Source organism: Streptomyces sp. NPDC044921 (assembly GCF_056432865.1).
This window is the reverse complement of record NZ_JBWKIF010000012.1, coordinates 165,296-187,840: the sequence shown is the minus strand read 5'-3', so window position 1 is coordinate 187,840 and position 22,545 is coordinate 165,296. Positions and strand designations below refer to the sequence as shown.

General features: G+C 72.6%; 20 protein-coding genes and 2 pseudogenes. 14 read left to right on the top strand and 8 right to left on the bottom strand.

The genetic code is table 11. The features are described from left to right. Window positions 1-6: 6 nt before the first annotated feature. Both AC07DA_RS20655 and AC07DA_RS20650 read right to left on the bottom strand, forming a co-directional pair. Window positions 7-900, bottom strand: coding sequence for an SCO1860 family LAETG-anchored protein (locus tag AC07DA_RS20655; protein ID WP_479129618.1), 894 nt, complete (start codon window positions 898-900; stop codon window positions 7-9). A gap of 151 nt (window positions 901-1,051) precedes the next feature. Beyond that, complete coding sequence (locus AC07DA_RS20650) at window positions 1,052-2,149, bottom strand: amidohydrolase family protein (protein ID WP_479129617.1); 1,098 nt, start codon at window positions 2,147-2,149, stop codon at window positions 1,052-1,054. A gap of 130 nt (window positions 2,150-2,279) precedes the next feature. On the opposite strand from AC07DA_RS20650, the pseudogene AC07DA_RS20645 reads away from it, so the two are divergent. The 5 genes and pseudogenes from AC07DA_RS20645 (at window position 2,280) to thpD (ending at window position 6,978) form a co-directional block, all read left to right on the top strand. Next, window positions 2,280-3,402, top strand: a pseudogene (locus tag AC07DA_RS20645) (pyridoxal-phosphate-dependent aminotransferase family protein). Window positions 3,403-3,752: 350 nt separating this feature from the next. Beyond that, window positions 3,753-4,259, top strand: a complete 507-nt coding sequence (gene ectA, locus AC07DA_RS20640) for a diaminobutyrate acetyltransferase (RefSeq protein ID WP_479129616.1) — start codon at window positions 3,753-3,755, stop codon at window positions 4,257-4,259. Window positions 4,260-4,347: 88 nt separating this feature from the next. Beyond that, window positions 4,348-5,619, top strand: a complete 1,272-nt coding sequence (gene ectB, locus AC07DA_RS20635) for a diaminobutyrate--2-oxoglutarate transaminase (RefSeq protein ID WP_479129615.1) — start codon at window positions 4,348-4,350, stop codon at window positions 5,617-5,619. A 38-nt stretch (window positions 5,620-5,657) separates the two neighbouring features. Beyond that, entirely contained in the window at window positions 5,658-6,056 is a 399-nt protein-coding gene (locus tag AC07DA_RS20630; RefSeq protein WP_033310882.1) for an ectoine synthase, read from the top strand. A 7-nt stretch (window positions 6,057-6,063) separates the two neighbouring features. Continuing rightward, on the top strand, window positions 6,064-6,978 hold the full coding sequence (thpD, locus tag AC07DA_RS20625; RefSeq protein WP_479129614.1) for an ectoine hydroxylase: 915 nt from the start codon (window positions 6,064-6,066) through the stop codon (window positions 6,976-6,978). Between the two features lie 186 nt (window positions 6,979-7,164). Here thpD and AC07DA_RS20620 read toward each other — a convergent pair whose 3' ends face one another. The 5 genes from AC07DA_RS20620 to AC07DA_RS20600 form a co-directional block, all read right to left on the bottom strand. Next, on the bottom strand, window positions 7,165-8,217 hold the full coding sequence (locus tag AC07DA_RS20620; RefSeq protein WP_479129613.1) for an aminotransferase class V-fold PLP-dependent enzyme: 1,053 nt from the start codon (window positions 8,215-8,217) through the stop codon (window positions 7,165-7,167). A gap of 95 nt (window positions 8,218-8,312) precedes the next feature. Beyond that, a complete protein-coding gene (locus AC07DA_RS20615) occupies window positions 8,313-9,035 on the bottom strand; it encodes a DsbA family oxidoreductase (protein ID WP_479129612.1) in 723 nt (240 codons plus the stop codon). A 74-nt stretch (window positions 9,036-9,109) separates the two neighbouring features. After that, on the bottom strand, window positions 9,110-9,604 hold the full coding sequence (locus AC07DA_RS20610) for an N-acetyltransferase family protein (RefSeq protein WP_479129611.1): 495 nt from the start codon (window positions 9,602-9,604) through the stop codon (window positions 9,110-9,112). A gap of 46 nt (window positions 9,605-9,650) precedes the next feature. Beyond that, a complete protein-coding gene (locus AC07DA_RS20605) occupies window positions 9,651-10,259 on the bottom strand; it encodes a DUF1349 domain-containing protein (protein ID WP_479129610.1) in 609 nt (202 codons plus the stop codon). A 100-nt stretch (window positions 10,260-10,359) separates the two neighbouring features. After that, on the bottom strand, window positions 10,360-11,889 hold the full coding sequence (locus tag AC07DA_RS20600) for an aldehyde dehydrogenase (NADP(+)) (RefSeq protein WP_479129609.1): 1,530 nt from the start codon (window positions 11,887-11,889) through the stop codon (window positions 10,360-10,362). A 132-nt stretch (window positions 11,890-12,021) separates the two neighbouring features. Here AC07DA_RS20600 and AC07DA_RS20595 point away from each other — a divergent pair, with 132 nt between their 5' ends. The 6 genes and pseudogenes from AC07DA_RS20595 to AC07DA_RS20570 all read left to right on the top strand — a co-directional run bounded on the left by AC07DA_RS20595 (window position 12,022) and on the right by AC07DA_RS20570 (window position 18,297). Next, window positions 12,022-12,795, top strand: a complete 774-nt coding sequence (locus AC07DA_RS20595) for an IclR family transcriptional regulator (RefSeq protein WP_479129608.1) — start codon at window positions 12,022-12,024, stop codon at window positions 12,793-12,795. Between the two features lie 3 nt (window positions 12,796-12,798). Beyond that, the gene (locus AC07DA_RS20590) at window positions 12,799-13,269 is read left to right on the top strand and encodes a GNAT family N-acetyltransferase (RefSeq protein WP_479129607.1); all 471 of its coding nucleotides are present in this window, start codon (window positions 12,799-12,801) and stop codon (window positions 13,267-13,269) included. An 89-nt stretch (window positions 13,270-13,358) separates the two neighbouring features. After that, on the top strand, window positions 13,359-14,363 hold the full coding sequence (locus AC07DA_RS20585; RefSeq protein WP_479129606.1) for a hypothetical protein: 1,005 nt from the start codon (window positions 13,359-13,361) through the stop codon (window positions 14,361-14,363). After that, window positions 14,360-15,553: pseudogene (locus AC07DA_RS20580) on the top strand (sensor histidine kinase); the annotation flags it as partial. The gene AC07DA_RS20585 and the pseudogene AC07DA_RS20580, both read left to right, overlap by 4 nt. A 554-nt stretch (window positions 15,554-16,107) precedes the next feature. Next, window positions 16,108-16,770: a response regulator gene (locus AC07DA_RS20575; protein ID WP_479129605.1), complete on the top strand. Its 663-nt coding sequence runs from the start codon at window positions 16,108-16,110 to the stop codon at window positions 16,768-16,770. A gap of 75 nt (window positions 16,771-16,845) precedes the next feature. After that, window positions 16,846-18,297 (top strand): peptidoglycan D,D-transpeptidase FtsI family protein, encoded by a 1,452-nt coding sequence (locus AC07DA_RS20570; protein ID WP_479129604.1) that lies wholly within the window; start codon window positions 16,846-16,848, stop codon window positions 18,295-18,297. Window positions 18,298-18,384: 87 nt separating this feature from the next. On the opposite strand, the gene AC07DA_RS20565 is transcribed toward AC07DA_RS20570, so the two are convergent. Beyond that, complete coding sequence (locus tag AC07DA_RS20565; RefSeq protein WP_479129603.1) at window positions 18,385-19,842, bottom strand: NCS2 family permease; 1,458 nt, start codon at window positions 19,840-19,842, stop codon at window positions 18,385-18,387. A 268-nt stretch (window positions 19,843-20,110) separates the two neighbouring features. On the opposite strand from AC07DA_RS20565, the gene AC07DA_RS20560 reads away from it, so the two are divergent. From AC07DA_RS20560 to AC07DA_RS20550, 3 genes are all read left to right on the top strand, one after another. Then, on the top strand, window positions 20,111-20,710 hold the full coding sequence (locus AC07DA_RS20560) for a SigE family RNA polymerase sigma factor (RefSeq protein ID WP_479129602.1): 600 nt from the start codon (window positions 20,111-20,113) through the stop codon (window positions 20,708-20,710). Beyond that, window positions 20,707-21,555: a hypothetical protein gene (locus tag AC07DA_RS20555; protein WP_479129601.1), complete on the top strand. Its 849-nt coding sequence runs from the start codon at window positions 20,707-20,709 to the stop codon at window positions 21,553-21,555. The genes AC07DA_RS20560 and AC07DA_RS20555 overlap by 4 nt, the downstream gene beginning before the upstream one ends. Before the next feature lie 85 nt (window positions 21,556-21,640). Next, complete coding sequence (locus AC07DA_RS20550) at window positions 21,641-22,474, top strand: pectate lyase (protein WP_479129600.1); 834 nt, start codon at window positions 21,641-21,643, stop codon at window positions 22,472-22,474. Window positions 22,475-22,545: the final 71 nt, after the last annotated feature.

The window sequence follows — 22,545 nt, the reverse complement described above, 5'->3', positions numbered from 1 at the left end:
GGGGCGTCAGCCGCGGCGCCGCGCCAGGAGCACCGCTCCCCCGCCCCCGGCCAGCAGGGCCACCGCACCCGCCACGAGGTACGGCGTCGCCGAACTGCCGCCCGTCTCCGCCAGGTTCGCCTCGGCGGGGGCGCCCTGGGGCCGGGTGCCGGCGGGCGGGGCGGAGGCTCCGGCCGCGGGGGCGGGGGTCTTGCAGGTGGCCTCGGCCAGGGTGATCGTGCCGTCGACCTCGGCGACGTTCAGCTTCAGCGGGTTGACGGAGACCTTGAGTTCGAGGGCGGTGGCGGCGGCGGAGCGAGCCGTCGTCCGGGTGCTCGACAGGTCCAGGCGCACTTCGCCGACGCCCGGCACCGTGACGTCGGTCGGGCCGCCGGCGGTCAGGGTCACGCGCTTGCCGAGCACGGTGACCGAGCCGGGCAGGTCGGTCGCGGCGACCGGCTTCTTCCCCACCTCGCAGGTGGCCGTGGAGGTGACCTGCTCGATCTCGACCAGGGACAGCAGCGGCAGGCCCGGGACGTGCAGGCGGGCGTGGGCCAGGGTCGTGCTCCCCTCGGCCTTCGTGGCGGTGGTGGTGGCCGTCGCCCGGGCCACGTCCGCGCGCAGCACGCTGAAGGGCCGGCCGCCGTCCACCGCGTCCAGCCGGGCCGTGAGCGTGGTCCGCTCGGCGCTCCTCGGGGCCTCGACCTCGTTGAGGGAGACGGCGAGCGGGACGTTGACCGACTTGTTCAGCAGGGAGACGCCGAGGCCGGTGCGCAGGACGGCGGCGCTCGCGCGCCCGTGGTCGCCGGTGGCGTGCGCCGGGCTCGCGCCGGCCAGGACCACGGGCCCCGCGGCGAGGGCCGTCGCCGCGGCGACGGCCGCCAGACGGCGTGCGGGCATGCGGAAGGAAGTGCTGTTCACGGTGGGGACTCCCAGAAGAGACAGGCTCGGGACCCGGAAAGAATCGCCCCACCGCGCGCCGGCCGTCAGCGATCCGGCGCCGCTTCACCCCAACGGGGTGAGATCGCCGGTGCATTCGAATCCCCCGGCACAGGCGTTCCCCGGCGGCGTCTCACGTCCCGCCCACCACACGCCCGTTGAGCACCACCCGGCGCGGCGCGGCCAGCACGCGCACGTCCGCGCGCGGGTCCTCGTCGTAGACGACCAGGTCGGCCGGGGCGCCCTCGTCCAGGCCGGGCCGGCCGAGCCAGGCGCGCGCCTTCCAGGTGCCGGCCGCCAGGGCCTCGACGGGCGGGATGCCCGCGGTGACCAGTTCGGCGACCTCGGCCGCCGCCAGACCGTGGGCGAGCGCGCCGCCGGCGTCGGTGCCGACGAAGACGGGGATGCCGGCGTCGTAGGCGTTGCGCACAGTGTCGTAGCGGCGGGCGTGGAGCCGGCGCATATGGGCCGACCAGCGCGGGAACTTGGCCTCGCCGCCGTCGGCGAGCTGCGGGAAGGTCGCGATGTTGACGAGGGTCGGCACGATGGCGACGCCCCGCTCGGCGAACAGCGGGACGAGGTCCTCGGTCAGGCCCGTCGCGTGTTCGACGCAGTCGATGCCCGCCTCGACGAGGTCGCGCAGGGAACTCTCCGCGAAGCAGTGCGCGGTGACGCGGGCGCCCAGCCGGTGCGCCTCGGCGATCGCCGCTTCGACCGCGCCGCGCGGCCAGCAGGCCGACAGGTCGCCGAGGTCGCGGTCGATCCAGTCGCCGACCAGCTTGACCCAGCCGTCGCCGCGGCGGGCCTCCTGGGCGACGTAGGCGACCAGGTCGTCGGGCTCGATCTCCCAGGCGTAGTTGCGGATGTAGCGGCGGGTGCGGGCGATGTGCCGCCCCGCGCGGATGATCTTGGGCAGGTCCTCGCGGTCGTCGACCCAGCGGGTGTCCGAGGGCGAGCCCGCGTCGCGGATCAGCAGGGTGCCCGCGTCCCGGTCGGTCAGCGCCTGCTTCTCGGCGACGTCCCGCGGGACCGCGCCGTGCCGGTCCAGCCCGACGTGGCAGTGCGCGTCGACGAGGCCGGGCAGGGCCCAGCCCTCGACCGTGCGGACGTCACGGGCTCCGGCGGGGCGGTCGTAGGAGACGCGGCCGTCGACGACCCACAGGTCGTCCCGGACGTCCTCGGGCCCGACGAGCACCCGTCCCTTCACGTGCAGCACCGCGTGATCGCTCATGCACCGCACCTTAGTGAGCGGCCGGCGGCGCCTCGAAGGGGGCCGGTCCCCGCGGGGCTCGGGTAGGGGAGGCGCGGTACCCGCCGGTTACCCTCGTGCCGTCGGACCTGTGAGTGAAGAGAGCATTGCTGTGACGCACCCGTTTCTGGACCTGGCCCCGCTCGGCGCGGACCGTTTCGCCGCGATCGAGGACCGTGTGGCGCGGCTGCTGAGCACCGAGCAGGACGTCGTGATCATGCAGGGTGAGGCGCTGCTGCCGCTGGAGGGCGCGATCCGCGCGGCGGCCGGTCCGGGCACGACGGCCCTGAACGTCATCACGGGCCCCTACGGGCAGACCTTCGGCGACTGGCTGCGGGGACTGCGGCGCGACGGTGATCGACCTGGCGGTGCCCTTCCACACGGCGGTGACGGCCGCCCAGGTCCGGGAGGCCTTCGCCGCGCACCCGGAGATCGACTTCGTGTCCCTGGTGCACGCGGAGGCGGCGACCGGCAACACCAACCCGGTCGCCGGGATCGGCGAGGTGGTGCGGGCGCACGGAGCGCTGTTCTACCTGGACGCGGTGGCGTCAATCGGTGCCGAGCCGGTGCTGCCCGACGCGTGGGGCGTCGACCTGTGCGTGATCGGCGCGCAGAAGGCGATGGGCGGTCCGGCCGGGGTGTCGGCGGTGTCGGTGAGCGAGCGGGCCTGGGCCCGGATGGCGGCGAACCCGAACGCGCCGCGGCGGTCGTACCTGTCGCTCCTCGACTGGAAGGAGCGGTGGATCGACGGCGGCCGCAGGGCGCTGCCGCACGCGCCCGCCCAGCTGGAGATGCTCGCGCTGGAGGCGTGCGTGGAGCGGATCGAGGCGGTGGGCCTGGACGCGGTGATGGCGCGGCACGCGTCCGCCGCGGCGGCCACCCGCGCCGGGGCGGTGGCCCTCGGTGGCGGGCTGGAGCCGTACGTCTACGAGGCCCGGGACGCGGCACCGGTGGCCACGACCCTGCGCGTCCCGGCCGGGGTGGTGGCCGCGGAGCTGGTGGGGCGCGCCCTGGCGGCCGACCCTGCGCTGCCGGTCGCCGCCGGCGGGGGCGCACTGGCCAAGGAGATGATCCGGGTCAACCACTACGGCGCCGACGCGACGCCCGGGGCGGTGCGGGCGAGCCTGACGGCGCTCGGGACGGCGCTGGCCGAGCGCGGCGTGACGGTGGACGTGGCGGGCGCGCTGCGGGCCGCCGAGGAGGCGTGGCCCGGCGCGAACGCGTCGGCCGAATGACGGGCGCGTGAATTCCGGGTGCTTTTCGCACTGCCCCACACGTAAGCTGACACACAATTAAGAATTCTTCCGAGAACAGCTACCCGTATTCTTCTGCCCGGTTTCCCAGGTCCTAAACGCGCAGATTTCGAGGACCTTCCGCGAGGTAATTCCGGCGGATCTCGTGCGGGTTACATGGTTGTGACGCGTTACACAACGTGACTACTTTGCCCGGTATTACCCGGTCAATTTCGGACATAACGCCACCCATCCGTGCGGAGCCTCGCGCTCGCGTGATAACACAGAGCGGGCTCATATGTAACCCCGATCGGCGATGCAATTTTGAATTTCGCTGGGTAAGTTCGATTCGCATGACCGCCGTACAAGCAGATCCGCAAATCGACCGACCCACGGTGGCCGACGGAGCCGCACTGTGGCGGATGGCGAAGGACTCGAAGGTTCTCGACGTGAACTCGTCCTACAGCTATCTGCTGTGGTGCCGCGACTTCGCCGCCACGTCGGCCGTCGCGCGTGACGAGCGCGGCGAACCGATGGGCTTCATCACCGGTTACGTGCGACCGGACAGCCCGCGCACCCTGCTGGTGTGGCAGGTGGCCGTGGACGAGGCGCACCGCGGGCGCGGCCTGGCCGCGGCGCTGCTCGACGGCCTGGTCGCGCGGACCGTCGCCGAGCGCGCGGTGACGACGGTGGAGACGACCATCACTCCGGGCAACGCCGCCTCGGAGCGTCTGTTCACGTCCTTCGCCGAGCGGCACGGCGCGCCGCTGGAGCGCGAGGTGCTGTTCGACACGGGCCTGTTCCCCGACGGGCCGCACGATCCGGAGGTCCTGTACCGCATCGGACCGCTGCCCCACTGAGACTTCCCGCCGACTCCCGCAGACTTCGCAGACTTCGCTGACTGCACAGACTTCGCAGACTTCCCCACGCACCGAGGAGCGATTCGTCGTGACCATCACCCAGCCCGACCTGAGCGTCTTCGAGACCCTGGAGTCCGAGGTGCGCAGCTACTGCCGCGGCTGGCCCACCGTCTTCGACCGTGCGGTGGGCAGCCGCATGTACGACGAGGACGGCCACGAGTACCTCGACTTCTTCGCCGGAGCGGGGTCACTGAACTACGGGCACAACAACCCCGTCCTCAAACGCGCGCTGATCGACTACCTGGAGCGGGACGGCGTCACGCACGGGCTCGACATGTCGACCACCGCCAAGCGCCGCTTCCTGGAGACCTTCCAGAACCTGCTGCTGCGCCCGCGCGACCTGCCGTACAAGGTCATGTTCCCGGGCCCGACCGGCACCAACGCCGTGGAGTCGGCACTGAAGCTGGCGCGGAAGGTGAAGGGCCGCGAGGCGATCGTGTCGTTCACCAACGCCTTCCACGGCATGTCGCTCGGCTCGCTGGCCGTCACCGGCAACGCGTTCAAGCGCGCCGGCGCGGGCATCCCGCTGGTGCACGGCACGCCGATGCCGTTCGACAACTACTTCGACGGCCAGGTCCCGGACTTCCTGTGGTTCGAGCGGCTCCTGGAGGACCAGGGCTCCGGCCTGAACAAGCCGGCCGCCGTGATCGTCGAGACCGTGCAGGGCGAGGGCGGCATCAACGTGGCCCGGCCCGAGTGGCTGCGCGCCCTGGCCGACCTGTGCGAGCGGCAGGACATGCTGCTGATCGTCGACGACATCCAGATGGGCTGCGGCCGCACCGGCGCGTTCTTCTCCTTCGAGGAGGCGGGCATCACGCCGGACATCGTCACCGTCTCCAAGTCCATCAGCGGCTACGGCCTGCCCATGTCGCTCTGCCTGTTCAAGCCCGAGCTCGACGTGTGGGAGCCCGGCGAGCACAACGGCACCTTCCGCGGCAACAACCCCGCCTTCGTCACGGCGACCGCGGCCCTGGAGACGTACTGGGCCGACGGCAGCGCGATGGAGAAGCAGACCCGCACGCGCGGCGAGCAGGTCGAGCAGGCGCTGATCTCCATCACCGAGGAGAACCTGGCCGACGTGAAGGAGTACCGGGGCCGCGGCCTGGTCTGGGGCATGGAGTTCCACGACAAGGCCCGCGCGAACAAGGTCGCCAAGCGCGCCTTCGAACTCGGGCTGCTCATCGAGACGTCCGGCCCGGAGAGCGAGGTCGTGAAGCTGCTTCCCGCGCTCACCATCACGCCCGAGGAACTGGACGAGGGCCTCAGCACGCTGGCCCGCGCCGTCCGCGAGACCGCCTGACCGCACAGCACCACCCACCTAGGAGGCATCGCAGCACCGTGATTGTCCGTTCGTTCAAGGAGATCGAAGGTACCGACCGGCACGTGAAGGCGGCGTCCGGTACGTGGGAGAGCAAACGCATCGTCCTCGCCAAGGAGAAGGTCGGCTTCTCCCTGCACGAGACGATCCTGTACGCGGGTACGGAGACGTCGATGTGGTACGCGAACCACATCGAGGCCGTCGTCTGCGTCGAGGGCGAGGCCGAGCTCACCGACCACGAGACCGGGCAGAAGCACACCATCACGCCCGGCACCATGTACCTCCTGGACGGGCACGAGAGGCACACGCTGCGGGTCAAGCAGGACTTCCGCTGCCTCTGCGTGTTCAACCCGCCCGTGACCGGACGGGAGGACCACGACGAGAACGGCGTCTACCCGCTGCTCACCGAGGAGGTGTGACGTTTCCATGACCGCCACGACCGACACGACCACCACCACCGGTATCCCCGACCTCTACCCCACGCGCGGAGCCTCCGAGGTGCTCACGCCGCGCCAGGACCCGGTCGTCTGGGGCGCGCCCGACGCGCCCGGGCCGATCGTGCCCGCCGACCTGCTGTCCTTCGAGCGCGACGGTTTCCTCGCCATCGACGAGCTCATCACGGACGACGAGGTCGCCGTCTACCGCGACGAGCTGAACCGGCTGGTCAACGACCCGGACATCCGTGCCGACGAGCGGTCGATCGTCGAGCCGAAGTCCAAGGAGATCCGCTCGGTCTTCGAGGTGCACAAGATCAGCGAGGTGTTCGCCAAGCTGGTCAGCGACGAGCGGGTCGTCGGCCGGGCGCGGCAGATCCTCGGCTCGGACGTCTACGTCCACCAGTCGCGGATCAACGTCAAGCCGGGGTTCGGCGCCAGTGGCTTCTACTGGCACTCGGACTTCGAGACGTGGCACGCCGAGGACGGTCTGCCGCGGATGCGCACGGTGTCGGTCTCGATCGCCCTGACCGAGAACTACGACACCAACGGCGGGCTCATGATCATGCCGGGGTCGCACAAGACGTTCCTCGGGTGCGCGGGGGCCACGCCGAAGGACAACTACAAGAAGTCGCTGCAGATGCAGGACGCGGGCACGCCCTCGGACGAGGCGCTGACCCGGTTCGCCGGCGAGCACGGCATCAAGTTGTTCACGGGCAAGGCCGGTTCGGCCACGTGGTTCGACTGCAACTGCATGCACGGCTCCGGCGACAACATCACGCCGTTCCCGCGCAGCAACGTGTTCATCGTGTTCAACAGCGTGGAGAACACGGCGGTGGAGCCCTTCGCGGCACCGGTGCGCCGCCCGGAGTTCATCGGGGCGCGGGACTTCACGCCGGTGAAGTGACCGGCCCCCGGCCGGGGGTCCGGGGGTTGCCCCCGGAGTAACACAGCATCGGGGCGCGGGACTTCACGCCGGTGTGGTGAGCGCGGGTCGCCGTGCACCGACCGTGTGAACGAGCTGCCGGGTGGGGCCTCCTCGTGTGGGACGGGAGGCCCCACCCGGTTTTTCATGCCCGCATGCCTCACGCCTTCACGCCTTCAGGGCGTGAAGGAGCCGGTCCACGTCCGCCGCCGTGTTGTAGAGGTGGAACGCGGCCCGCAGGTTGCCCGCCCGGTCGGACACCTGGATGCCCGCCCGGCTCAGCTCGCCCTGCCGGTGGCCGAGCCCGGGCACGGACACGATGGCCGAGCCCGGCGCGGGCACCGGCTCGTGTCCCAGTTCGGCGAGCCCGGCCCGGAAGCGGTCCGCGAGCGCGAGGTCGTGGGCGTGCACGACGTCGACGCCGATCTCCTCGACGAGTTCCAGGGAGGCGCGCAGCCCGGCGTGGCTGAACAGGGACGGGCTGACGTCGAACCGCCGCGCCGAGTGGGCGTGCTCGTGGACCGGGCCGTAGCAGCTGTCCCAGGGAACCTCGCCGGCGACCCAGCCGGCGAGCAGCGGTGCGAGTCCGCCGAAGTCCGGCGGGGCGACGAAGAACACGGCACCGTGCGGCCCCAGGAGCCACTTGAAGCCGACGGTGACCAGGAAGTCGTCGGCGTCGCCGTCCATCGGCAGCCAGCCCGCGGACTGGGAGGCGTCGACGTAGGTGCGCGCCCCGTGCGCCCGGGCCGCGTCGCGCACCGCCGGCAGGTCCGCGAGCCGGCCGTCGGCGGACTGGGCGCTGCTGACCGCGACCAGCGCGGTGCCGGGCCGGACGGACTCGGCGAGCCGTTCCAGCGGCACGGCCCGCACCTTGAGGTCGCCGCGCTCGTGGAACGGGTTCACCAGGGAGGCGAAGTCGCCCTCGGCGGTGAGGACCTCGGCCCCGGCGGGCAGCGAGGCGGCGATCAGGGCGCCGTACTCGGTGACCGAGGCCCCGGTCGCGACGCGCTCGGCGGGCACCCCGGCCAGCCGGGCGAAGCAGGCGCGGGCCGCCTCCACGTCCTCGTACAGGGGACCCAGGGGCACGCCCTCGGCCCGCATCCGCACCGCCCGCTGCACGGCGGTGACGGTGCGGGCGGGCAGGAGGCCGTTGCTCGCGGTGTTGAGATAGGTGTGCTGCGGCGCGAACTCGGCTCGGACGAGGTTCTCGAAGGTCTCCATGGGACCATGCTGCGCCCCCCGAATCTCCCCGTCCATTGCCTCTTTCTGCGTGAGAACGCCAAGCAGCCCTTATGGATGCGCTCCGAGCTGCGCGTTCAGCGCTGGGGCACCGCGCACCCGTCCGGGCCGCAGGCCTCGGCGCCGTCGGCATCGGTGCCGTCGACGGTGCGCAGGGGCGGGTGCTCGCCGTAGGCCTGGGTGAGGGCCCGGGTGAAGACCTCGGCGGGCTGGGCGCCGGAGACGCCGTACTTGCGGTCGAGCACGAAGAACGGCACACCGTTGGCGCCGAGCTGCGCGGCCTCCCGCTCATCGGCGCGGACCTCGTCGGCGTAGGCGCGGGGGTCGGCGAGCACCGCCCGCGCTCCCTGTTCCTCCAGGCCGGCGGCGACGGCGAGCTCCACCAGGCGCTCGTCGTCGTTGAAGACGGAGCGCTCGTCGGCGAAGTTGGCCCGGTACAGCAGGTCGAGCAGCCGCTCCTGGCGGCCCTGCTCCTTGGCGAAGTGCAGCAGGCGGTGCATGTCGAAGGTGCTGCCGTGGTCGCGGCCGCGGGTGCGGTAGTCGAGCCCCTCCGCGGCGGCCTGGGCGCCCAGGTTGTCCTCGCCGGCCTCGGCCTGTGCGGGGCTCATGCCGTACTTCCGGGTGAGCATCTCGATCACGGGCTGGACGTCGTCCTTGGCGCGCCCCGGGTCCAGCTCGAAGGAGCGGTGCACGACCTCGACCTCGTCGCGGTGCGGGAACTCCCGCAGCGCCCTCTCGAAGCGGGCCTTGCCCACGTAGCACCAGGGGCAGGCGATGTCGCTCCAGATCTCGACGCGCATGACTTCGGCTCTCTCCAGCTCTCGGGGTACGGAGGCTCCCTCCGCCGGTTACGTGAACATTCAAGCAGAGAGGTTCATTCCCGGGGCAGGGCGAGCCGCATCCGCAGGTGGTGATCGCCCGGCCCGGCCGGTTCGGGCACCCAGCCCTGCCGCCGGTAGAAGGACTGCGCCCGCCGGTTGTCCACGTGCACGTCGAGGACGGCCGTCCGCCTGCGGTCGGCCTGCCACTCCTCGACGCAGGCGGCGTGCAGGGCGCCGCCGACGCCACGCCGCCAGTGATCGGGGTCGACGTGGAACTGGGACAGCTGCACCGTGTCCGGAGGAGCGTCCTCGGGGGTGCGGAAGGAGGCCAGGGCGATGATCCGCCCCGCCTCGACGACGCACAGCACCCGCCCGTCCGGCCGGGTGAGGACGCCGCGCCAGGCGGCGAGCCAGTCGGTGCCGTCCTGCGGCACCCCGCCGGGGTAGTACGTCGCCCTGGCCCGGGCGTGCAGCGCGACGACGTGCTCCACCTCGGCGGGCAGCACCGTACGGATCACGCGGCCGGTGGTCACTCTGTCCCTGATCATGGAACGGAGGACGTGCCCGGCCGGGAAGGCGGTTCCCGCTCCGCCCTCAGCTGCCGTCGCGCAGGTCGTCCGGCCAGTACGGCCGGAACGCGATGTGGTCGTACGTCACCACGCAGCCCTCCCCCATCGGCGACTGGGTCATGAAGCCGGCCAGGGCCGCGGCCGTCTCCTTCTCGTCGCCGAGGGTGAAGAGGCGGACGAAGGTCCAGCGCTCGCCGTCGCGGGAGGCGTGGAAGGCGAACGCGCGGCCGGTGCGACTCACCCGGAGCCAGACCGAACTGCCCTCCACGGTGAAGGAGTTGGCGTCGTCCGAGTGGCCGCGGGTGACCACCGTGCAGACGGTGGGGACGTCCGGGGAGTACTCCAGGCAGAGCTTGGCCCAGGCCCGCTCGCCCACGTGGACGTAGAGCACCCCGGCGTCGAAGGCCGCGCCGAACCCGACCGTGACCTTGGCGATCAGCTGGAAGTCCCCTTCGGGCGCCCCCAGCAGCCGCGGCGCGTCGGAGGCGGGGTCCAGGCCTTCCCCGGTGGGCGGTACGAACCGGTCCTGCCGCGCCCCGGCCCACCCGGTGAGCACGCCGTCCTCATAGGTCCAGTGGGCCTCGGGCCCGTAGGAACGCAGCGGGAACGGCAGTTCGGGAAGTTCGAGATCCATTCGGCCCACTCTTCCAGACGCGCCCTTCAGGGGCGCGGGGAACGGCGCGACAAGCCACGGCGCACCGGCACCCCGCGATCCCCCCGCGCCCCTGCGACGCTCAGCGCTCCAGCCGCCCGTTGAACCGCCGCGGCAGCCCCAGCGGGTTGTCGTCCCGCAGCTCCGCCGGCAGCAGCGCCTCCGGGGCGTTCTGGTAGACGACCGGCCGCAGCCACCGCTCGATGGCCGTCCCGCCCACCGACGTGGACGTCGACGTCGTCGCCGGGTACGGCCCGCCGTGGTGCTGCGCCGGGGCGACGGCGACACCCGTCGGCCATCCGTTCACCAGCACGCGCCCGGCCAGCGGTGTCAGCTCCTGCAGCAGCTCCGCGCCACGGCCCTGGCCCGCGGCCTCCTCCTCGGACAGCTGCACCGTCGCCGTCAGGTTGCCCGGCAGCCGGGACAGCACGGCCTTGACCTCGGTCTCGTCCTCGTAGCGGGCCACCACGGTGACCGGGCCGAAGCACTCCTCGAGGAGCAGGTCGTGCTCGCCCTCCTGGGCCAGCCTGCTCGCGGGCACGGTGAGGAAGCCCGCGCTGACGGTGTGCTCGCCGCCCGCGCCGGGCGTGACCGGGGACTCGACGTCGGGCAGCTCGGCCCGCTCGGCGACGCCGGCGACGAAGTTGTCCCGCATGCGGTGGTCGAGCAGGACCCCGGCGTCGGTGTCGCTGACGGCGTCGGTCAGCGACTTGAGCAGGGCGTCACCGGCGGCCCCGGAGGGCGCGAGGACCAGGCCCGGCTTCACGCAGAACTGGCCGACGCCCAGCGTCATGGAACCGGCGAGGCCCGAGCCGATCGCCTCGGCGCGCTCGGCGGCCGCGGCCTCGGTGACGACGACCGGGTTCAGCGAGCCCAGCTCGCCGTGGAAGGGGATCGGCACCGGGCGGGCGGCCGCCGCGTCGAACAGCGCCCGGCCGCCGCGCACCGAGCCGGTGAAGCCGGCCGCCGCGACCAGCGGGTGCTTGATCAGTTCGACGCCGGCCTCGAAGCCGTGGACCAGGCCCACGACGCCCTCGGGGATGTCGTGCCGGGCGGCGGCGCGGCGCAGCACCTTGGCGACGTACTCGGACAGGGCCGGGTGGTCCGGGTGGGCCTTGACGACGACGGGGCAGCCGGCCGCGAGGGCGCTCGCGGTGTCGCCGCCGGCGACGGAGAAGGCGAAGGGGAAGTTGGAGGCCGAGTAGACGGCGACGACGCCGAGGGGCACCTTGTAGCGGCGCAGGTCCGGGATCGGCGGGGTGGCGGTGTCGTCGGGGTGGTTGATGACGACGTCGAGGAAGGCGCCCTCGTCGACGATGTCGGCGAAGGCCCGCAGCTGGTAGCAGGTGCGGGCGAGTTCGCCGGTCAGCCGGACCGGGCCGAGCGCGGTCTCGGCGTCGGCGGTCTCGACGAGTCCGTCCTTGGCCGCCTCCAGCTCCTCGGCGGCGCCGCGCAGGAAGGCCGCGCGGACGGTGCGGTCCGCGAGCGAGCCGCGGGCCTCGTGCGCGGCACGGACGGCGGCGTCGACCTCCTGGGCTGTGGCCTCCACCGCAACCTGCTCGCGCTGCTTCCCGGTTCGGGGGTCGACACTCCAGACTGGTGCTGCTGCCACCGCGGGTCCCTCCACACATGTAATGCCGCAGTACTGGGTCATCCACCAGGGGCGTTCGATATACTGAACACCGTCTCCCATGATGAATATGCTGGCGAGACTATTTCCCGTCGAACGAAGGGGTCAAGGGCGATGTCGGCTGGCGAGACGGGCGGCGGGGCGCAGGTCAAGTCCGCGGTACGCACGGTTGAACTGCTCGAATACTTCGCCGGACGTCCCGGTATGCACTCGCTCGCGGCGGTCCAGGAGGCCGTCGGCTACCCCAAGTCCAGCCTCTACATGCTGCTGCGCACGCTCGTCGAGCTCGGCTGGGTGGAGACGGACGCGACGGGCACGCGCTACGGCATCGGCGTGCGCGCCCTGCTGGTCGGCACGTCGTACATCGACGGCGACGAGGTCGTGGCGGCGGCCCGGCCGACGCTGGACCGGCTCTCGGACGACACCACGGAGACGATCCACCTCGCCCGCCTCGACGGCACCAACGTCGTCTACCTCGCCACCCGGCAGTCGCAGCACTACCTGCGGCCCTTCACCCGGGTCGGCCGCCGGCTGCCCGCCCACTCCACGTCCCTCGGCAAGGCCCTGCTGAGCACGTACTCCGACGAGCAGGTCCGCAAGATGCTGCCGGAGACGCTGCCCGCGCTGACCGAGAACACGATCACCGACCGGGAGAAGCTCATCGAGGAGCTGCGCCAGGTGCGCGAACAGGGCTTCGCCGTGGACCGCGAGGAGAACACGCTGGGTCTGCGCTGCTTCGGCGTGGCGATCCCGTACCGCACCCCGGCGCGGGACGCGATCAGCTGCTCGGTCCCGGTGGCCCGGCTGACGCCCGCGCACGAGCAGCTGGTGAAGGACGCGCTGTTCGACGCCCGGGACCGGCTGACCCTGGCCACCCGTAGGCTCTGAGGCATGAACGTCGAGCTGCGCGAGGTCCACGACAGCGACCTGCCGGTCTTCTTCCGGCAGATGAACGACCCCGAAGCGCTCCACATGGCCGCCTTCACCCCGGCGGACCCGTCCGACCGGGCCGCCTTCGACACCCACTGGGCCCGGATCCGCTCCTCCTCCGACGTGGTGCGCACGGTGCTGGCCGACGGCGACGTGGTCGGCAGCGCGGCGGTGTACGGGGTACCGGGCGAGCGCGAGGTGACGTACTGGATCGACCGCGCGTACTGGGGCAGGGGATTCGCCACGGCCGCCCTGCGGGCGCTGCTGGCGGAGGTGCTCGAGCGTCCCCTGTACGCCCGGGCGGCCTCGGACAACGCGGGGTCGCTGCGGGTGCTGGAGAAGTGCGGCTTCCGTACGGTGGCCTCGGCCAGCGGGTTCGCGCAGGCGCGGGGCGCCGAGATCGACGAGACGGTGCTGGTCCTGGAGGGTTGAGCCCGGCGGGACGGTCTCCCCCGTCCGGCGGAGGTGGATCGTCGTCGCGCAGGAGGTGGCCGCGGGCTCCGCCGCGGGAGCCTGGGCGCATGACGCAGTCGATCGCTCCACCCGCCGCTGCCCGCGGCACCGTCCGTCTCAGCCGCCCCCGCCGGTTCCTCCGCGCCGTCGCCGTCGTCTCCTGTCTGCCGTACCTGGGGCTCAAGGCCGCCTGGATCGCCGGGAGTCACCTCGGGATCCCCGACGGCAGCGCGCTGCTGGACGACCGGATCGCGATGGCCGTGATCAACGCCCTGACCGTGCTGCTGGACAGCGCGGTGATCGTGCTGGCGCTGGTGCTGACCCGGCCGTGGGGGCTCAGGGTGCCCGCGTGGCTGCTGGCGTTCCCGGTCTGGGTCGCCACCGGGCTGCTCGCGCCGATCATGGCGGGCTTCCCCGCGCAACTGGTCGTGCGGGCCTTCGGCGGTGGCGCGGAGCCGGAGGGTCGCGAGGCGTTCCTGGACGGGTGGGTGTTCGCCGTCGTGTACACGGGTTTCGTCCTCCAAGGCCTCGCCCTGGGCGGGCTGTTCGCGCTCTACGCGCGGGACCGCTGGGGGCACCTGTGGCGCGGCCGCCTCGGTGAGCCGCCCGCCGTTGCGCTCCGACCGGCTCATCGCGCCCTCGCCGTCGCCGCCGTCGTCGCCGCCCTGCCGCCGCTGACCCTGCACCTGCTGTGGGCCTGCGGCGGCACCGCGGGACTCGGCGCGGACCGGGCCGCCGAACGCACCGCCGACTTCCACGTCCTGGAGGCCGTCTTCGGGTGTCTGCTGCTGGCGGCCGTCGCCGGTGCGCTGTCGCTGGCCTTCCGGTGGGGCCGGGCGCTGCCCGTGCCGGTGCCGCTGGGTCTCGCCTGGGTCGGATCCGGGGCCGTGGCCTGCTGGGGAGCCTGGCTGTCGCTCGCCTCCCTCGGCGGTGTGGAGGACATCGCGGACCGCCCGACGCCGCTGATGGGTCTCGCCTACGCTGGGCAGATGCTCGCCGGCTTCCTCGTCGCCGCCCTCGGCGCCCACTTCCTCGCGGAGCGTGCGGCCGTGGCCGCGCGACGGGCGGCGTGAGGGCAGCCGCCCGGCTCCTGTTCGGCCGGCGGGCGCGGCTGCGCTGGGTGCACCTGGTCCTCGGCGGCGCGCTCGCCATGCCGTACGTCCTGCTCGGCGAGGTGATCATCGGCCCCGCCACCGGGTCGCGGAACGTCTTCGGGTCCTTCCCGCTCCAGCTCGCCGCGTTCGGCGTGGGGCTGCCGATCGCCGCGGTCACGTCCCTGTTCCCGCTGACCCGGCCGCTGGAGGCCGCCGCCGTGCGCTGGCTGTGCGGCGTCGACGCGGACCGGCTCGCCTCCGGGCCGGCCCGCACCCGCGGTGAGAAGGGGCGCACGGCCGCCTGGTTCACACTGCACCTCGGCGTCGGCGGGATCATCGCGGGCATGTCGCTGGCCCTGCCGCCGTTCGCCGCCGTGCTGATCGCGCTGCCGGTCTTCGCGGGACTGGGCGGCACCCGGCTCGGGCTGCCTCACGTCCTCGACCACAGCTGGGCGCTGGCCCTCGCCCCGGTCGTGGGCCTGGTCTCGCTCGCGGCCCTGGCGGGCTGCGCGGCCGGCTGCGGTGCGCTGCTGGCCCACTGGGCGCCGCGGCTGCTCGGCCCCACGCCCGAGGACCGGCTCGCCGCCGCCGAGGCGCGCGCCGCCGACCTCGCCGTGCGCAACCGGCTGGCCCGGGAGCTGCACGACTCCGTCGGGCACGCCCTGAGCGCGGTCACCCTGCAGGCGGGCGCGGCCCGCCGGGTCCTCGACTCCGACCCGGAGTTCGTGCGCGAGGCCCTCGCCGCGATCGAGGACACGACACGGCGTACGGTGGGCGAGCTCGACGCCGTGCTGGGGGTGCTGCGCGAGGGCGACGGACCCGGCACGGCCCCGGCGCCCACCCTCGCCGCCGACCTGGACGGCCTGCTGGCCCGGACGCGGGCGGGCGGACAGCGGGTGACCGCCACGGTGGCCGCCGACCCCGGGGCGCTGCCCCCGCTCGTGTCCCGCGAGGCCTACCGCATCGTGCAGGAGGGGCTGAGCAACGCTCTCAGACACGCCGGTGAGGGAGCCGCCGTGGACGTACGGGTGGAGGTGGCGGACGGGGAACTGGTGATCACCGTGGAGAATCCGGTGACCGGGCCCACGCCCTCCCGCCCCGGTGGCGGCCACGGCCTGCGGGGTATCGCGGACCGGGCGAGACTGCTGGGCGGCACGATGACGGCCGGGACGGCCGGGACCGTCGCAACGGCCGGGACCACCGGCACCGCCAGAGCGGCCGACACCGCAGGAACCACGGGGACCGCCGCGGACGCCGGAACAGCTGGGACCGAAACCGGTGGGACCGCCGGAACGGCCGGTGCCGTCAGACCGGTCGACAGGGCCGAGACCGCCGCAACGGCCGGAACCACGGAAACCGCCGGAGCCGCCTGTATCGCCGGTATCGCCGGGGCCACTGGTACCGCCGGAACAGCCGGTCCCGCCGGACCGGCCGAAAGCAGCGAGAGCGCCGCAACGGCCGGGGCCGCCACACCGGCCGACACCGCCGGAACCACGAGCACCGCCGCGGACACCGAAACCGGCGGGACCACCGCAACGACCGGGGCCGCCAGAACGGCCCGAACGACCGAACCCGTCGAACCCGCCGAACCAACCGACCCCGCCAACTCCCCCGATCCTGCCGAACCAACCGACCCCGCCAACCCCGCCAACTCCCCCGGCCCCGCCGGCCCCGCCCGCGAGATCTTCCGTCTGCGCGTACGGCTGCCCCTGAAGGGACCCGCATGAGCCGCCCGGCCCCGATCCGTGTCGTCCTGGCCGACGACGAGCGCATGGTCCGCACCGCGCTGCGCGCCATCCTCTCCGCCGAGCCCGACCTGGAGGTGGCGGGCGAGGCGGCCACCGGCGCGGAGGCCGTCTCGGTCGTCCGGGAGCTGCGCCCGGACGTCGTCCTCATGGACGTCCGGATGCCGGGGATCGACGGCATCCGCGCCACCGAGCAGATCCTGGCGACGCTGGCCGAGCCGCCCCGGATCGTCGTCGTGACGACGTTCGAGAACGACTCCTACGTGTACGACGCGCTGCGCGCGGGGGCCGCCGGGTTCCTGCTGAAGCGGGTGGACGCCGACGCGCTCGTGCAGGCGGTCCGGCTGGTGGCGCGCAGCGACAGCCTGCTCTTCCCCGCGGCGGTGCGCGCCCTCGCCACCGAGCACGCCCGGGCGCGCCCGGTCCCGCCCGCGTGGGTGGCGAGGCTCACGGCGCGCGAGGGGCAGGTGCTGCGGCACATGGCGCGGGGACTGACCAACGCGGAGATCGCACACCGGATGGGGGTCGGCCCGGCCACGGTGAAGTCGCACGTCGCGGCGGTCCTGGCCAAAACGGGCACCCGGGACCGTACCCAGGCGGTGATCGCGGCGTACGAGGCGGGCTTTCTGAGCGGCGGATGAGAAAACGGGGCGGGCGGAGGTGAATCCGGACGGACGGGAACGATCCGCCCCGCGCGGCTCGTCCTTCAGTTCGGTATGAACAAGACGATCAGGCGCGCCTCGGTCTTCACGCTGCTGCTGGTGTTGGCCCTGCTGGTCAGGGCGACCTGGGTGCAGTTCTACGAGGGCCGGGCGCTGGCAGACGACAAGGACAACCGGCGGAACGCGATCGAGACGTACTCGGCGCCGCTCGGGAACATCATCGTGGGCGGCCGCGCGGTCACCGGCTCGGCGCCGACGAAGTCGGGCGACCTCGAGTACAAGCGCACGTACACGGACGGCGAGTTGTACGCGGCGGTGACGGGATACGCCTCGCAGGCCTACGCGCCGACCCAGCTGGAGGGCATCTACACCGACCTGCTCAACGGCACGGACAGCCGGCTGAAGTCGGTGCTGGACACGCTCACCAACCGGCGGGCCGACCCGGGCAACGTGGTGACGACGATCGACCCGGACGTGCAGAAGGCGGCCTACGAGGCGCTCGGCGACAAGAAGGGCGGGGCCGTCGCCGTCGACCCGGGGACCGGGAAGATCCTGGCGGTCGTGTCGACGCCGTCGTACGACCCCTCGGCGCTCACCGACGCCAACACGGCGGGGGCCGCCTGGAAGAAGCTGAACGCGGACCCGGACAAGCCGCTGACCAACCGCGCGCTGCGCCAGCCACTGCCGCCCGGCTCGACGTTCAAGCTGGTCGTGGCCGCGGCGGCGCTGGAGGAGGGGTTGTACTCGTCGGTGGACGAGCGGACCGACAGCCCGGACCCGTACACGCTGCCGGGCACCGCGCGGCAGCTGACCAACGAGAACCCGAACGCGCCCTGCACCAACGCCACGATCCGCACGGCGCTGGAGTACTCGTGCAACAACGTCTTCGCGAAGATGGCCGTGAAGCTCGGCGAGGACAAGGTCAGGGCGATGGCCGAGAAGTTCGGCTTCAACGACGACGAGCAGGACGTGCCGGTCCGGGCCTACACGAGCGTGTACCCCTCCGGCATGTACCCGTCGGAGACGGCCCTGACCGGCATCGGCCAGTTCGACGTCACCGCCACGCCCCTGCAGATGGCGATGGTGTCGGCGGCCATAGCCAACGGCGGCAAGCTGGTCTCGCCGCATATGGTTTCGCAGATCACCGACAGCGGCGGTGATGTGCTGCGCGACTACGACGACGAGGCGGGCACGAAGGAGATCCTCTCCTCGTCGACCGCCGAACAGCTGCGGTCGGCGATGCGGACGGTGGTGGAGCGGGGCACGGGCAGCAACGCCCGGATCCCGGGCGCGACCGTGGGCGGCAAGACGGGCACGGCACAGCACGGCGAGAACAACAGCCAGGTGCCGTACGCCTGGTTCACCTCGTACGGGAAGTCCGGCGGCAAGCAGGTCGCGGTGGCGGTGGTCGTGGAGCAGTCGGACGCGGCCCGCTCGGAGGTCAGCGGCAACGGCCTCGCGGCACCGGTCGCGAAGGCGATGATGGAAGCGGCGCTGAAGGAATGAACTTCGGCGGCGTGAAAGCCGTCTGTACCAGCGACGGGCCGCCCCCTTCCCCCCGGGGGCGGCCCGTCGCCTTGCTTCGCGCCGCCCCTACTTCGCGCCCAGGAGCTGCTCGACCGGGTCGATGGCGAAGTACACGAGGAACAGCGCCGAGGTCCCCCACAGCAGCCAGTGCACCTCCCGGGCCCTGCCGAGGACGGTCCTGATGGCGACGTAGGCGAGGAAGCCGGCGCCGATGCCGTTGGTGATGGAGTAGGTGAACGGCATCACGGCGATGGTGAGGAAGGCGGGGATCGCGATGTCGTAGCGGTCCCAGTCGATGTGCTTGACCTGGGTCATCATCAGGAAGCCGACGGCGACCAGGGCGGGGGCGGCCGCCTGGAGCGGGACGATGGTGAGCAGCGGGGTCAGGAACAGGGCGAGGCCGAACAGGGCGCCGGTGACGAGGTTGGAGAAGCCGGTGCGCGCGCCCTCGCCGACGCCGGCCGCGGACTCGATGTAGGAGGTCGCGGAGGAGGCGGAGGCGGCGCCGCCCGCGACGGCCGCGGCTCCGTCGATGAGCAGCACCCGGCCGAGGTTCGGGACCTTGCCGTCCTCGTCCAGCAGCCCTGCCTCGGCGCTGACGCCGACGACCGTGCCCATGGTGTCGAAGAAGTCGGACAGGATCAGTGTGAAGACCAGCAGGACCACGGTGACGACGCCGACGCCGGGAGCGCTGAAGGCGCCGAACAGGTCGAAGTCGCCGAGGAGTCCGAAGTCGGGGGTGTCGACGATCCGGTGGGGCCAGGACGGTGTGGTCAGGCCCCAGGTCCTGATGTCGGCTGTGGAGTTGATCACTATGGCCAGGGCCGTCATGGTGACGATGCTGATCAGGATGGCGCCCTTGACCTTGCGGGCGAGCAGGCCGACCGTCAGCAGCACGCCGAGGCAGAAGACGAGCATCGGCCAGCCGGCGAGGGTGCCGGTGCCGCCCAGCTGCACGGGCACGGTGGTGTTCGCGGCGTCCGGGATGCGGCTGACGAACCCGGCGTCGACGAAGCCGATGAAGGCGATGAACAGGCCGATGCCGACGCTGATCGCCTGCTTGAGCGGCTGCGGGATGGCGTGCATGACGGCCTCGCGCAGCCCGGTCACGACCAGCAGGCAGATCAGCAGGCCTTCGAGGACGATCAGGCCCATCGCGTCGTCCCAGCTCATCAGCGGGGCGATCTGGAAGGCGACCACGGCGTTCAGGCCGAGTCCGGCGGCCAGGGCGAGGGGGAGGTTGCCGGCGACGCCCATGACGATCGTCATGACGGCCGCCACCAGGGCGGTGGCGGTGGTCAGTTGCACGGCGTCCAGCTGCTGCCCGGACTTGTCCCTCGCGCTGCCCAGGATGAGGGGGTTCAGGACGAGGATGTAGGCCATCGTGAAGAAGGTGGCGAAGCCGCCGCGTATCTCCCGGCCGAGGGTGGAGCCCCGCTCGGAGATCCGGAAGAACCGGTCGACGCTGCTTGGCGGAGGCGGGCCGGCGGCCGGCCGGTCGGTGACCTGCTGCGGTTCGGACATCGTGTGTGCTCCTCGGTGCCGGGTGATCGGTGTGCGGATGCTGGCCGGATTGTGCCCGCGTCGAACCCGGTTCGGGTTTTCTCCGTGTTACGGAAGGAGGGTCGGCCCGCCATACGCCGTTCGAAGCTCCGTACGAACCATCGTGAGATCGCTGCTACGCTTCCGGATCTCGTCCGGATCACCCCCGGATGACCACATGCCATCTACATGACACTCACAGGGCGCCCCCGTCCGGGAGTGCCCGCGCCGCTGCGAGGAGAGGTCGCCCGTGGGCACAGTCGTCGACGACGCCGCCTCCGTGGAGTTCCACGCCTTCTTCGAGCGCCACTACGCCGAACTGTCCCGGCTCGCCCATCTGCTGACGGGCGAGCCGGACACCGCCGACGACCTGGCGGCGGACGCCTTGCTGGCGCTGTGGCACCGCTGGGACCGGGTGCGCGCGGCCGACCACCCGGCGGCGTACGCGCGCGGGGTGGTGGCCAACCTGGCGCGCACCCGCATCCGCAGCGCGGTGCGCGAGCGGCGGCGGATCGCCCTGTTCTGGTCGCAGCGCGAGGAGAAGACCGAGAACCCGGACGTCGCGGGCGTGGTCGACGTCCGGGAGGCCCTGCGCAGGCTGCCGTTCCGCAAACGGGCGTGTGTGGTGCTGCGGCACGCCTTCGACCTCTCGGAGAAGGACACCGCGCTGGCCCTCGGCGTCTCGGTGGGTACGGTGAAGAGCCAGACCTCGAAGGGAATGGCCGAACTCCAGCGGCTGCTGGGCACGCGCGGGATGCCGCAGCGGATGCACGCGGCACTGGGCGCGCCCCGCTGCTCGCCCGCCGTGGAGGGCTTGCGCACCGGCGAGGGCGGAGGAAGGGACCGATGACGATGCGGCGGGACGTGCACGAGGAGCTGCGCGCCCGGCTGCACGAGGCGGCCGGGCGGCACGAACCGGACCGGGAGCGGATCCTGGCCCGGGTGGAGCGCGGGATGGCCGCTCCGCCCGGATCCGGCCACCGGGCGGCGCGTCCGCCGGTGTTCGGCTGGATGCGGGTGGCGGGCGCGACGGCCGCGGTGGCGGGCGTGCTGGCGGTCGGCGGGTACGCGGTCGCGTCCGCGGTGAAGGAGGAGACCGCCCCGCGGCAGCGGGAGGTGGCGACGTCACCGACGCCGACGCCGTCGCCGGAGGCGACGAGCCGGGCGCCCGCACCGCCGGTGGACCCGGCGCCGAGCGCCACGCCCGAGGAGCGGGAGCCGAGCACTCCGCCCCCCTCGCGCACGCCGAGCGCCCCGGCCGCGCAGCGCCCCCCGGGCGCCGCCGCCGAGGACGGGCCGCTGTGGTCGGACGGCTCGGTCGACCCGCACAGCAACGACTTCTGGGCGCAGAGCAACGTCACCCTGAAGAACCGGGAGCAACTGACCGCGCTGACCGTGCGGTTGCGCATCGCGCAGACCGGCGGGGTCTCCGGGACGGGCGCCTGGCGCTCCCTGCCCGAGGGCGACTTCACGCTCACGGTGGCCGAGAAGGGCGGATTCCTGGTCTACACCTGGACGCTCAAGGAGGGCCGTACGGTCCCGCCGGGCGAGTGGGTGTTCGCGGGGCAGTACGACCACGCCCGCGGGGGCCGCGACGCGGGCGCGGACCGCTACTCGGTGACGGCCGCGGCAGGTTCGCGGCAGTTCTCGGTCGGCGGTGGCTTCGCCGCCGGGGACGACGACGGCGACTCGTGAAAAATTCCGTGAGACGCGGCAACCCTTTCCTCACCGGTGGCGACCACTTCGCGCAAGAGTCACCACCCATCTGAGGAATCGGTACATGACTGCACCAGCAGCACAGCGCGTCCGCCACCGCCGCCGGGTCACCAAGCGGCGGGCGGTGATCGCCGGGGTGTCGGCCCTGGGCATCACCGGAGCGGCGGTCATCACGACGTCGATGCTGTCGACGGCGGGCGCCGCGTCCTCCTGGCCCACGGACAAGGGCACGACGCCCGTGTCGAAGACCATCCCGGTCTCCGGTGTCCGCGACGGCGGGATGAAGATGTTCTACGGCACCGGCGCGCTCGGCGGGGACGGCCAGGACGAGGGCCAGGACCCCCTCTTCGAGCTCGCCGACGGCGCGGTGCTGAAGAACGTCATCATCGGCACCCCGGCCGCGGACGGCGTGCACTGCAAGGGCAGTTGCACGCTGCAGAACGTGTGGTGGACGGATGTCGGCGAGGACGCGGCCAGCTTCAAGGGCAAGTCCTCCTCGGCGGTGTACAGGGTGATCGGCGGCGGCGCGAGGAACGCCGACGACAAGGTGCTGCAGTTCAACGGCGCCGGCACGCTCAACGTCTCGGGCTTCCAGGTGCAGAACGCCGGCAAGCTGGTCCGCTCCTGCGGCAACTGCAAGACGCAGTACAAGCGCACGATCGTGCTGGACGACATCGACGTGACGGCGCCGATGAACTCGATCGTCGGCGTCAACCAGAACTACGGCGACACCGCCACGCTGTCGAGGATCCGCGTCCACGGCGACAGCAAGAAGAAGATCAAGACGTGTGTGCGCTTCGAGGGCAACAACACGGGCAAGGAGCCCAAGGAGCTGAAGCCGGCCGGCCCGGACGGCAAGGCCTGCAAGTTCACGGCCTCGGACATCAGCTACCAGTAGAGCCCGTCCCCCGGTGACTCCGGCCGGCCCTGGTCCCCCCTCGGGCCGGCCGGACGCCGGGTGTCCGGCCC

What these genes read in the sequence shown, in the direction of transcription:
- AC07DA_RS20585 (WP_479129606.1), top strand. Translation starts at nt 13,359, where the DNA reads ATGACGCAGTCGATCGCTCCACCCGCCGCTGCCCGCGGCACCGTCCGT.
- ectA (WP_479129616.1), top strand. Translation starts at nt 3,753, where the DNA reads ATGACCGCCGTACAAGCAGATCCGCAAATCGACCGACCCACGGTGGCC.
- AC07DA_RS20605 (WP_479129610.1), bottom strand. Translation starts at nt 10,259, where the DNA reads ATGGATCTCGAACTTCCCGAACTGCCGTTCCCGCTGCGTTCCTACGGG.
- AC07DA_RS20610 (WP_479129611.1), bottom strand. Translation starts at nt 9,604, where the DNA reads ATGATCAGGGACAGAGTGACCACCGGCCGCGTGATCCGTACGGTGCTG.
- AC07DA_RS20565 (WP_479129603.1), bottom strand. Translation starts at nt 19,842, where the DNA reads ATGTCCGAACCGCAGCAGGTCACCGACCGGCCGGCCGCCGGCCCGCCT.
- AC07DA_RS20620 (WP_479129613.1), bottom strand. Translation starts at nt 8,217, where the DNA reads ATGGAGACCTTCGAGAACCTCGTCCGAGCCGAGTTCGCGCCGCAGCAC.
- AC07DA_RS20550 (WP_479129600.1), top strand. Translation starts at nt 21,641, where the DNA reads ATGACTGCACCAGCAGCACAGCGCGTCCGCCACCGCCGCCGGGTCACC.
- thpD (WP_479129614.1), top strand. Translation starts at nt 6,064, where the DNA reads ATGACCGCCACGACCGACACGACCACCACCACCGGTATCCCCGACCTC.
- AC07DA_RS20570 (WP_479129604.1), top strand. Translation starts at nt 16,846, where the DNA reads ATGAACAAGACGATCAGGCGCGCCTCGGTCTTCACGCTGCTGCTGGTG.
- AC07DA_RS20575 (WP_479129605.1), top strand. Translation starts at nt 16,108, where the DNA reads ATGAGCCGCCCGGCCCCGATCCGTGTCGTCCTGGCCGACGACGAGCGC.
- AC07DA_RS20590 (WP_479129607.1), top strand. Translation starts at nt 12,799, where the DNA reads ATGAACGTCGAGCTGCGCGAGGTCCACGACAGCGACCTGCCGGTCTTC.
- AC07DA_RS20650 (WP_479129617.1), bottom strand. Translation starts at nt 2,149, where the DNA reads ATGAGCGATCACGCGGTGCTGCACGTGAAGGGACGGGTGCTCGTCGGG.
- AC07DA_RS20555 (WP_479129601.1), top strand. Translation starts at nt 20,707, where the DNA reads ATGACGATGCGGCGGGACGTGCACGAGGAGCTGCGCGCCCGGCTGCAC.
- AC07DA_RS20615 (WP_479129612.1), bottom strand. Translation starts at nt 9,035, where the DNA reads ATGCGCGTCGAGATCTGGAGCGACATCGCCTGCCCCTGGTGCTACGTG.
- AC07DA_RS20595 (WP_479129608.1), top strand. Translation starts at nt 12,022, where the DNA reads ATGTCGGCTGGCGAGACGGGCGGCGGGGCGCAGGTCAAGTCCGCGGTA.